Annotated in this window: 1 protein-coding gene; it reads left to right on the forward strand. The window is 75.7% G+C overall.

The annotated features are described in order from the left end of the window. On the forward strand, nt 1–1,051 hold a 1,051-nt coding region (locus B7767_RS43135), incomplete at both ends, for an amino acid adenylation domain-containing protein (protein ID WP_143653025.1).

Raw genomic sequence — 1,051 nt, forward strand, 5'->3', positions numbered from 1 at the left:
CCGAGGCCCTGGCCCGTCGCCTGCGGGCACGCGGCGCGGGCCCCGAGCGGTTCGTCGCGGTCGCCGTGCCCCGGTCGGCGGAGCTCGTGGTCGCGCTGCTGGCCGTCCTCAAGGCGGGCGCCGCCTACCTCCCCGTCGACCTCGACCACCCCGCGGACCGGGTCGCGTACCTGCTCGGCGACTCCGGAGCACGGACCGTCGTGACCACCGCCGGGGCCGCCGCGAGGCTGCCCGGGGTGCCCGGCCTCCGGCACCTGGTGATCGAGGACCACGAGGACGTCCCCGACATCCGGCCGGCGCCGGCCGCCCCGGACCATCCCGCGTACCTGATCCACACCTCCGGCTCCACCGGGCGCCCCAAGGGCGTCGTGATCACCCACCGGGCGATCGTCAACCGGCTCGCCTGGATGCAGGCCGAGTACCGGCTCGCCGCCGACGACCGGGTGCTCCAGAAGACGCCGCCCGGTTTCGACGTCTCCGTGTGGGAGTTCTTCTGGCCCCTGCTGGAGGGCGCCACCGTCGTCCTCGCCCGCCCCGACGGCCACCGCGACCCCGCCTACCTGGCCGAGCTGATCCGCACCGAACGGATCACCACACTGCACTTCGTGCCGTCGATGCTGGCCGCCTTCCTGCGGTTCGCGCGGACGCGGCGGGACCTGCCGTGGGCGGCGGGCCTGCGCCGGGTCTTCTGCAGCGGCGAGGCGCTCCCCGGCGCGGACGCCGCACGCTGGCGGGACCTCACCGCCCGCCCCGGGCACGGCCCCGTCCCCCTGCACAACCTCTACGGCCCCACCGAGGCCGCCGTGGACGTGACGTACTTCCCGTACGACGGAGGCGACGAGACCACCGTGCCGATCGGCCGGCCGGTGTGGAACACCCGGCTGCACGTGCTGGACGCCTTCCTGCGCCCGGTGCCCGACGGCGTCCCCGGCGAGCTCTACCTCAGCGGAGTCCAGCTGGCGCGCTCCTACCACGACCGGCCGGGACTGACCGCCGAGCGGTTCGTCGCCGACCCGTTCGGCGTGCCCGGCACCCGCATGTACCGCACCGG

Origin of the sequence: Streptomyces sp. 13-12-16, assembly GCF_002114215.1 — a bacterium.
In the GTDB taxonomy this organism is placed as follows: Bacteria; Actinomycetota; Actinomycetes; order Streptomycetales; family Streptomycetaceae; genus Streptomyces.